Genomic DNA, 1293 nt, shown 5'->3' with positions numbered 1-1293 from the left:
ACCAAAAAAAAGAGGAAATACCCATGGCAAAGGCCAAGTTTGAACGTAGCAAGCCACACGTCAACGTCGGTACAATCGGACACGTTGACCATGGTAAAACCACCCTTACCGCTGCAATCGCAACCGTAGCTGCAATCACCTCTGGTGGCGAAGCAAAAGACTACGCGTCTATTGACTCAGCACCAGAAGAAAAAGCACGTGGTATCACCATCAACACCTCACACGTAGAATATGACACAGACAGCCGTCACTATGCACACGTAGATTGCCCAGGTCACGCCGATTATGTTAAAAACATGATCACCGGTGCAGCCCAGATGGACGGCGCAATCCTAGTCGTATCAGCAACTGACGGCCCTATGCCACAGACTCGTGAGCACATCTTGTTGTCACGTCAGGTTGGCGTACCATACATCATCGTATTCATGAACAAATGTGACATGGTAGATGACGAAGAACTACTAGAACTAGTAGAAATGGAAGTTCGCGAACTATTGAACGACTATGACTTCCCAGGTGATGACACCCCAATCATCCACGGTTCTGCTACTGAAGCCCTAAAAGGCTCACAAGAAAAATACGGCCAACCAGCCGTTGTAGAACTACTAGGCGTACTAGACACCTACATCCCAGAGCCAGAGCGTGACGTTGACAAAGCATTCCTAATGCCAATCGAAGACGTATTCTCAATCTCAGGTCGTGGTACCGTAGTAACTGGTCGTGTTGAGTCTGGTATCGTAAAAGTTGGTGACGAGATCGAAATCGTTGGTATCCGTGACACTCAAAAAACCACCTGTACTGGTGTAGAGATGTTCCGTAAACTGCTTGACGAAGGTCGTGCAGGCGAAAACTGTGGTGTACTACTACGTGGTACTAAGCGTGAAGACGTACAACGTGGCCAAGTACTAGCGAAGCCAGGTTCAATCACGCCTCACACCAAGTTTGACGCAGAAGTATATGTACTGTCAAAAGAAGAGGGTGGTCGTCACACACCATTCCTAAACGGCTATCGTCCACAGTTCTACTTCCGTACCACTGACGTAACTGGCGCAATCCAATTACAAGACGGTACTGAAATGGTAATGCCTGGTGATAACGTTGAGATGGGCGTAGAGCTTATCCACCCAATCGCTATGGACAAAGGTCTTCGCTTCGCAATTCGTGAAGGCGGCCGTACTGTAGGCGCTGGTGTTGTTGCTAACGTATTGAACTAAGACTTAAGTCTCAGCAATGAGATTATGAATTAGTCATAAAAAAGCCATCCTATCTAGGGTGGCTTTTTTTTGGGTGTTG

General features: G+C 47.5%; 1 protein-coding gene. It reads left to right on the top strand.

Annotated elements, in window-relative coordinates; genetic code table 11:
• Nucleotides 1-23: 23 nt before the first annotated feature.
• Complete coding sequence (tuf, locus tag QO189_RS14155) at nucleotides 24-1214, top strand: elongation factor Tu (RefSeq protein WP_201599904.1); 1191 nt, start codon at nucleotides 24-26, stop codon at nucleotides 1212-1214.
• The last annotated feature ends 79 nt before the right edge of the window (nucleotides 1215-1293 follow it).

The sequence above is a fragment of the Psychrobacter sp. Arc29 genome, assembly GCF_041431175.1.
Lineage (GTDB): Bacteria > Pseudomonadota > Gammaproteobacteria > Pseudomonadales > Moraxellaceae > Psychrobacter.
Note: the sequence above shows the minus strand (reverse complement) of the source record. Positions and strands in the feature narration are given on the sequence as shown.